7 protein-coding genes are annotated in these 8,129 nt (G+C 72.2%); 1 reads left to right on the forward strand and 6 read right to left on the reverse strand.

Translation table 11 applies throughout. From position 1 onward, the window contains the following. Positions 1 to 41: 41 nt before the first annotated feature. Positions 42 to 1,109, reverse strand: coding sequence for an ABC transporter substrate-binding protein (locus ACWDS7_RS22555; protein ID WP_451930862.1), 1,068 nt, complete (start codon positions 1,107 to 1,109; stop codon positions 42 to 44). A 222-nt stretch (positions 1,110 to 1,331) separates the two neighbouring features. Continuing rightward, positions 1,332 to 2,711 carry an LCP family protein gene (locus ACWDS7_RS22560; protein ID WP_451930863.1) on the reverse strand — a complete coding sequence of 460 codons (1,380 nt, stop codon included), beginning with the start codon at positions 2,709 to 2,711 and terminating at the stop codon, positions 1,332 to 1,334. 232 nt (positions 2,712 to 2,943) lie between these two features. Here ACWDS7_RS22560 and ACWDS7_RS22565 point away from each other — a divergent pair, with 232 nt between their 5' ends. Then, positions 2,944 to 3,840 carry a hypothetical protein gene (locus ACWDS7_RS22565; RefSeq protein WP_451930864.1) on the forward strand — a complete coding sequence of 299 codons (897 nt, stop codon included), beginning with the start codon at positions 2,944 to 2,946 and terminating at the stop codon, positions 3,838 to 3,840. Here ACWDS7_RS22565 and ACWDS7_RS22570 read toward each other — a convergent pair. The 4 genes from ACWDS7_RS22570 to ACWDS7_RS22585 form a co-directional block, all read right to left on the reverse strand. After that, on the reverse strand, positions 3,798 to 4,718 hold the full coding sequence (locus tag ACWDS7_RS22570; RefSeq protein WP_451930865.1) for an NAD-dependent epimerase/dehydratase family protein: 921 nt from the start codon (positions 4,716 to 4,718) through the stop codon (positions 3,798 to 3,800). The genes ACWDS7_RS22565 and ACWDS7_RS22570 overlap by 43 nt on opposite strands. 39 nt (positions 4,719 to 4,757) lie before the next feature. Continuing rightward, positions 4,758 to 6,245: a class I adenylate-forming enzyme family protein gene (locus tag ACWDS7_RS22575; RefSeq protein WP_451930866.1), complete on the reverse strand. Its 1,488-nt coding sequence runs from the start codon at positions 6,243 to 6,245 to the stop codon at positions 4,758 to 4,760. After that, a complete protein-coding gene (locus ACWDS7_RS22580; RefSeq protein WP_451930867.1) occupies positions 6,242 to 7,363 on the reverse strand; it encodes a cytochrome P450 in 1,122 nt (373 codons plus the stop codon). Before ACWDS7_RS22580 ends, ACWDS7_RS22575 begins: the two co-directional genes overlap by 4 nt. Then, positions 7,360 to 8,129: glycosyltransferase (locus ACWDS7_RS22585; protein WP_451930868.1), on the reverse strand; the 770-nt coding region annotated here is incomplete at its 5' end. The genes ACWDS7_RS22580 and ACWDS7_RS22585, both read right to left, overlap by 4 nt.

The raw sequence follows: 8,129 nt of genomic DNA on the forward strand, positions 1-8,129 counted from the left end.
TGCCCTCCTCCTGGGGGGACCTGGGGGGACCGATCGGGCGTTTACCTGTCGACGACCGCGGTCTCGCCCTTGGCCTTGAGGATCTTGTTGAGGGGGTTGAGGTCGTAGATGCCGTTCAGGTCGACCGGCTGCAGCAGCCCGATCTTGATCGCGTGGTCCGCGCTGCCGATCAGCGAGGAGGCGATCGGGTCGTTGGTGAAGGTGATGTTCTTGAAGACGCTGTCGAGGACCTCCTGCTTGAGCGGCTTGCCGCTCAGCTTCTCCAGCGCGCTGTTGACGGTCTTGGCGGCGTCGGCCGGGTCGGCGTTGATCGCGGCGTTGGACTCGACGTGCCCTTCGAGGAGCTGCTTGACCGTCTCGGGGTGCTGGGCGGCGAACTCCTGGCGGACGATCAGGTGGGTGATGACGAACTGCTTGTCCGGCCAGAGGTCGCGCTCGTCGACGAGGATCTTGCCCTTGCTCTCCAGGACCAGGCGGCTGGCGAACGGCTCGGGCACCCAGGCGCCGTCGATGTCGCCGGTGGCGAAGGTCTGCAGGGTCTGCGAGTTCTCCTGCGGGACGATGTTGACGTCGCCGCCGCCCTTGGTGTCGGTCTTCAGGCCCTTCTCCTGCAGCCAGTAGCGCAGGGCCACGTCCTGGGTGTTGCCGAGCTGCGGTGTGGCGATCTTCTTGCCCTTGAGGTCCTCGACCCCGTTGATCTCGGGCTTGACGACCAGGTAGACGCCGCCGGAGGCCGAGCCCGCGACGATCTTGATCGCCTTGCCCTTGGACTTGGCCCAGGCGTTGATGGCCGGGTTGGGGCCGATGTAGGTGGCGTCGACCGCGCCCGAGAAGACCGCCTCGATCGCGGCCGGGCCGGCGTTGAAGGTGCTGGTCTTGAGCTTGGTGGCGCCGAGGTGCTTGGCGAACAGGCCCTTCTCGATGCCGACCAGCGCCGTGGAGTGGGTGATGTTGGGGAAGTATCCGAGCCGGACCTCCGCGAGCTTGTCCCCGCCGCCGGCGGAGGCCGCCGTCCCCGTCGTCTCCGAGCCCCCGCAGGCGGTCGCCAAGGTCGTGAGCGCCAGGGCGGCCAGTGCGGCCACCACCCCGCGGACCCTGCGAGCGTTCATGACTACTCCCTAATTCCTACTTAATAAGTCGGTTATGCGTATATAAGAACCCGCACTGCCTACCAGTCAAGTAGGAATCATGGAGAATGGTCCATCGTTACCGCTCTGTGTTCTTCCGTGCCGTCTCGGTCACTCCCGGGCCGGGCCGCGGCCGCGGAGGAGAGACGGGGGCGCCTGTGCCGGACCGGTCCGGCACAGGCGCGGTAGGGGCCGGGCCGCGCGTCAGCCGCAGGCGAAGTCAAGGGTGATGGCGCCGTGCACGTCGTCCTTGCGGGGAATCTTGGTGGAGCCGGCCCTGGACGGCTTGGCGGCGTCGGCTGCCGACTTCGCCAGGATCGAGCTGACCTTGTGCTTGATCAGACGGTAGTCGGGGTCAGCGGTGTTGATCAGCGGGGGGACGAACTGGAAGCTCTTGATCCTGGAGTCCTTCACCTTGTCGGACAGGTCGATCAGGTTCGGCAGCAGTCCCTGCGGGATGTCGGTGGAGACGGCGTGCACCGTGGCGTCGGCCAGCTTCTCGAAGCTCCGCAGCACCGTCACCGGGTCGGCCTGTTTGGCGACGGCGTTCATCAGGCACTTCTGCCTGCCCATCCGGACGTAGTCGTCGCTGTAGGTGCGGGCCCGGCCGAACCAGAGCGCCTCCTCGCCCGACAGCTTCCGGGTGCCCGCCTGGATCAGGCCCTCGTTCTCCCTGCCGTACACGATGGGCTCCTTGACGGTGACCTTCACCCCGCCCATCGCGTCGATGATCGCGGCGAAGCCGCTCATGTCGACCATCGCGTAGTGGGTGATGTCGAGCCCGGTGATGTCGCTGAGCGTCCTCTTGAGCAGGGTCGGGCCGCGCTGGCCCTTGGGGACACCCGGGACCATGCTGGGATAGTCCTCGGCGTACTGGAAGACCTCGTTGAGCAGGCCCGGGCTGTAGGGGGGCTCGCCCCCGAAGCCGTAGGGGAACTGCTGGCGGGGCGGTCCGGCCGGCATCGGGACGTGCTCCAGGTTCCTCGGCAGGCCGAACAGCACGGTGTCGCCGGTCCGGGTGTCGATGCTGGCGACGGTCATGCTGTCGGTGCGCACGCCGGGCCTCTTGGGCGCCGCGTCGGCGCCGATCAGCAGGATGTTGACCCGCTCGCGGCCCTTCCAGGGGTCCACCGGGATCGGGGCGGTGGTGGCGGCGAACACCGAGGTGACCACGTGCTGGGAGACGAAGGCCAGGCGGGCGGCGTAGACCATCGGGGTGACCACCACGACGCACAGCAGGCCGACCGCGAGGGCCGAGAGGTAGCGGGCGGGGCGGGTCAGCGACTCCGGGCGGACCAGTTGGTAGGAGCGGACGACCACGGCCACGGTGGCGGCGGCCAGCAGCAGGGCGCCCAGCGCGAAGCTCCACAGCCAGGCCGGCTGCACGGCCAGGGAGAGCAGCTCCGTCCTGACCCTCAGCAGGGTGACCACGATGGCGGTGACGAGGGTCAGATAGATCCCCATCAGGAGGGCGCCCGTCACGCGCCGGCCCACCCACAGGTGGGCCAGACCCCACAGAGCGGCTGAGCCCAGTGTCAGCGCCAGGCCCGTTCCGATGCTCTGACCACCCCGTTTACCTGCCATCTTTCTAACATCTCCTGTCCGTGGGATCCACGTGTCACAGGTTAGTAACGGTTGTCGGATGAATGGGCTATGTTGCTGCGCGACGCGCGGAGAAGTCCAGGTCAAGCTTCGGTGAGTGGAGCCTGACGTTTCGGGCGATCGCTGATCTCCAAATTGCGGTCAAAAAGGACACCTGCCGGGTTTTTGCAGGTGGGGATGGGGATTCCCAGGTAAGGCCGGGGAGGGGGATCCTGTGCGAGCGGTAATCAGTGCGATCTTGATCGTGCTCGGCTGCGTCGCCGCGCCGCTCGCTCTCACCGGGCTCTGGGTGGCGGGCGACATCGCCGACACCGATCGCTACGTCGGGAACATGGCCCCGCTGGCCACCGACCCGGACATCCGGGAAGAAGTCGTCGAACACGTCACGGTCGCGATCACCGGACCGCTCCGGAAACGGACGCCCTCGCCCGCCGAGGACCTCGTCCGCACGCTGGTGGAGGGGGTCGTCGCCGGTGAGGGCTTCCCCACCCTCTGGGAGGACGCCAACAGGGTGGCGCACCGGCAGCTCGTCGCGGTCCTGTCGGGCGACGGCGGCCAGGGGGCGCCGGAGGACGGCACCGTCAGCATCGACCTCACCCCGGTGTACGACCGGGTCAGGGCCCCGGTGGACGACCTGATGAAGCAGGAGCTGGGCGCCCCCCTCCCCGCCCTGCGCCCGGTGATCGAACTGTCCTCCTCCGCCGACCTGGTCAGGGTGCGGGCCGTCTACACCTGGTCGCTCAGACTGAAATGGGTGCTGCCGGTCCTGTCCGTGGCCTTCCTCGTGGCGGGGGTGGCGCTGGCGGGCGACCGGATGAGGGCGCTGCTGGGAGCCGGTCTCGGCCTGGCCGCGAGCATGCTCGTGCTGGCCGCCGGTCTGGCCGTGATCCGCGACGTCTACCTGCCCGAATACCTGAGCAGCGCGATGTCGGACGCCGCCGCCACCACCGTCTTCGACACGCTGACCGGATCCCTGAGGGCCGGCCTGCGCGTGATCTTCGCTGTCGGCCTGGCCCTGGCCGGGACGGCCTTCTTCCTGGCCCACCGGGCGCGGCGGGCCGGCCGCCGTCACCAGCCGGCGGCGCCCGCGAACGACGTCGCCGCGGGCTGAAAGCCCAGCCGGTCACGGGCGGCGGTGATGTCGAGGGTCCGCTCCACCGCCAGGTGACCCGCGGCGTAGCGGGTCAGCCGGGGCGGACGCGGGCGGCCGAGCAGACGGAAGGCGGTCTCGGCGGCGGCGGCGAGGGGTCCGACCAGCTTGAGGGGCAGATAGTACGGCTCGGCGTCGATGCCGCGTTCGCCGAGGATCGCGCGCAGGGCGTCGTCGAGGACGACCGGCCGGGCGTCGGTCACGTTGAAGACGCCGTTGCCGACGGGGCCGGCGGCGGCCAGCAGGCAGGCCCGGACCAGGTTGTCCACCGAGGTCAGGCTGACCAGCTGGCGCCCGTCGCCCACCGCCAGGAGCCTGTTCCCCCGGACCGCCCCCAGGACCCGGGGGAGCAGGGTCGTGTCGCCCGGCCCGTAGACGGCGTGCGGCCGCAGGACGACCGCCTCCCCCAGGACCCGCTCCGCGGCGGCCTTGGCGGCGCCGTAGGCGTTGACGTACCGGCTGACCGGGGCCAGGTCCTCGGTGGCCATGACGGTCGGCCGGAACGGGTCGTAGACGCTGGCCGTGCTCACGTGCACGAACCTGGCCCCCGGGAAGGCCGCGGCCGCGTTGCGGGTCCCGTCCACGTTGGCCGCCCAGATCTCCTCCGGCGGCCCCCAGTCGGTGACGCTCCCGGCGCAGTGGACCACCACGTCCACCTCCGGCAGCTCCGGCCGGCCGCCCAGGAGATCCCAGGACGTGTACGGCGCGCCGCCCACATGGCCGGGTGCCACCGACGGCCGCCTGCCGAAGGCGGAGACCTCCCACCCCTCGGCCACGGCCGCGCGGCAGACCGCCCCGCCGACGAATCCCGACGCCCCCGTCACCCCGACCCTCAGCACGTCGCGCCCCCTGTCCCGGGCAGGCCCCCGGTCCCCCGCTCAGCCACGGCGGGTGACCAGGTCGCGGAGGGCGGCGCGGTCGAGCTTGTCGGCACGGCCGGAGCGGGGGAAGGCGTCGAGGGGTTCGACGCGGTCGGGGAGGGCCGCGGCGTCCATGATCGCCGGGAGGGCCTTCCTCAGCCGGCTCCCGTCGTAGCCGTCGGCGGGGATGACGGCCAGCACGACCTCCTCGTCCCCGGTCTCGGGGTCGGCGAGCCCGACGATCGCGGCCTCGGCCACTCCGGGCAGCGCGGCCACGGCCGGCTCGTAGAGGCCGGGGTAGATGTTCACCCCGTCGCGGAGGATCATGTCCTTCTTCCGGCCGAGCAGGACGAGCCGGCCGTCCTCGACACGGACCAGGTCCCCGGTGGCGATCTCCTCCAGCGGGTCCTCGCCGAGATAGCGCCGGGCGAGGTGCGGCCCGGAGACGAACAGCTCGCCGTCGTCCGCGATCCGGACGCCGACCCCCGGCAGGGGCGCCCCGAGCAGGTCGCCCTCGGACTGGGCCAGCTTCTCCCGTGCCGAGGCGATCGCGATCGGCAGCGCCTCGGTCATCGCGTAGACCGACAGCACCTCCGGCCCGGACTCGACCGCCCGGCGGAGCACGGCCGGGGGCGCGGGGGCCGCGCCGAGCAGCAGGTAGCGCAGGGTCGCGGGCAGTTCGGGCGCCCGGCGGAGCAGCCTGTCCAGGTGCACCGGGACGGCGAAGGCGTGGGTGGCCCCCCGGGCGGCCAGTTCCCCGGCGAGGTCCCCGCCCCCGGGCAGCGACCAGGTTGCCCCGGCCAGGAGCGCCGGCAGCCCCAGCATGAGCTGGTCGGTGTGCACGACGTCGCCGGGGCCCAGCGGGAACGCGCTCCGGAAGAGCGTCAGCCCCGCGGCCAGGGACCCCCGCGTGTGCACCACGCCCCGGGGCCGCGCGGTGGTCCCCGATGTGAAGATCACCGCCGCCGGCTGGTCCGCGGTGGGGGCGGCGGCGTCCGGGGCGTCGGCGCCCGGCGTCCGGAGGATCCGGGACAGGCGCAGGGCTCCCCGGGGGACCCCGGGCAGCCAGGGGCCCGTGTGGAGGTGGCGGACGGGGTGTCCCGGAAGGGGGTCGCGGAGGTTGGGCAGCAGCAGGCCGCGGCGGCGGGCCAGGCCCTTGAGCGGGCCGCTCAGGGTGTAGAGCAGGGACTCGGCGACCACCCACCTGGGCCGGGTGGCGGCCATGCGGGCGGCGAGCACCTCGGGGGCCAGCCCGGGGTCGGCGAGCACGAGCGTCCCGCCCGCCGCCACCGCCCCCAGCGCGAGCGCGACCGCGTCCACCCCCGGCCGCACCGCGAACAGCACGCCGTCCCCGGGCCGCAGCCCGGTCATGGCGCCGCGGACGGCGTCCACCCGGCGGGCCAGCTCGCCGTAGGCGATCTCGCGGCCGCGGCCGTCGATGATGGCGGTCCGTCCGGGCTCCCGGCCGGCGGTGGCCATGATCCCGGTGATGATGTCGTCGTTCATGTCGCGGCGATCCACAGGTGTTCGTAGGTGGGGATGAGGACCCTCCTCGCGGCGCGCCGCCGTACGACGCGCACGCGGTGGGTGAGCAGCACCGACGCCACCGCCCGGATCTCGGCCAGGGCCAGGGGGTAGCCGATGCAGAAGTGCGGGCCCGCGCCGAACCAGAGCCTGCGCAGCTCGGGCGGGTGCCCCCGGGAGGGGTCGAACGGGCCGTACGCCCGGGCGCAGTTGTGGGTCACGATCAGCACCCGGTCGCCGGGCCGTACCGCCACCCGGCCGATCCGCGCGGCCGCGCCCACCGAGCGCAGCATCACCGGCGTCGGGGTGGTGATCCGCATGGCCTCCTCGATCACCTGGTCGAGGTCGTCCACCCGCGTCCGGTGGTCGTGCAGGAGGGCGATCAGCCGGGGCACGAAGGTGGCGACGGTCTCGGTGCCGGTCAGGAAGAACGCGCCGGCCGCGCCCCTGGCCTCGGCGGCGGACAGTCCCTGCGCGCGCATCCGGCCCATGACGGTGGAGTCGTCCCCGGCCTCGTAGGCGGCCTGCGCGATGTCCCCGATCCCGTCCAGCACCCGCTTGGCGACCGCCACCTGCCGCTCCCGCAGCCGCCGGGACCTCAGCGAGACCATCGAGACGACCCGCTCCCCGTCGGCGAACAGCTCGCGGGCGCGGGCCTCGGAGACGTCGCCCAGTCCGATCACCCGGCAGATCACCGCCCCGGCCATCACCCGCATGGCGTCGACCAGGTCGATCGTCTCCCCGCGCCCCAGCCGCGCGGAGAGGGCCTCCAACGGCTCCCGCAGCACGTCGGTGACCAGCGCCGAGACGTAGGCGGAGGTGAACAGCGGCATCAGCTTGCGGCGCAGCGCCAGGTGACCGGGGCCCTCCATGTTGAGCAGCACCGATGGGCCGAGCACCGGCGTCCACAGGTCGCCGGGCGATCCGGGGCCGTCCTTGCGGAAGCGCTCGTCGGTCAGCACGGCGCGCGCGGTGGCGGCGTCGTTGACCACGACCCCCAGTCCGGGGACGCGGACCACCGGCCCCAGACGGGCCAGCAGCCGCATGAGCGGATAGACGAAGGGATGCGCGGCCAGGTAGAGGCGGGCCTCGTGGTTCACCGGATATCGATCACTTCTGGACGGTAGCGATGGTCGGCGTACCAGGCCAGGGTGCCCGCCAGGCCGTAGGCCCGCAGCCGCCGGACCGAGCCGAAGACCACCACGTCGCGGCGCGAGCCGTAGGCGGTGGTGAGCTTGCGGACCCGGTTGACCAGGGCGCGGTCCTCGTGGACCTCCTCGATCGCGGTCCTCGGGAAGCCGCCCGCCCGCTCGTAGAGCGCGGCGGTGATGGCCAGGGTCGCGCCGGGCATCATCACGTACGGCCCGAGATACTCCGGCGAGCGGTTGCCGGGCCGGAAGCGGCCGAACGTCGCGGCCACGTCCACCACGAACGGGATGAACCGCCGCTCCCAGAACTTCAGCGGGAACTCGTCGGTCCGGGGCACGAGCCGGCCGCCGACCATCTCCAGCCCGTCGCCGAACGCCCGCCGGATGTTGCGCACCCAGTCGGGGCGGGGCAGGCAGTCGGCGTCGGTCCTGGCCAGATGGGTCGCGCCGTGCGCGATGGCGTGGCGCATCCCGGTGTCGGAGGCGGCGCCGGTACCCTTGCGGGTCTCGGTGATCACCTTGACGCCGTGCCGCCGGACGATCTCGACGGTGTCGTCGGTGCTCGCGTTGTCCACCACGACCAGCGTGAAGTCACGGTCGTCCTGCCCGGCCAGCGCCCGGAGCGTCGCCTCGATGCCGGCGGCCTCGTTGTAGGCCGGAACGATCACCCAGAGGTCCATCACATCTCCGCCAGCATCACGCCCGTGCTGATCCCGCC

It is taken from the genome of Streptosporangium sp. NPDC003464 (assembly GCF_053588315.1).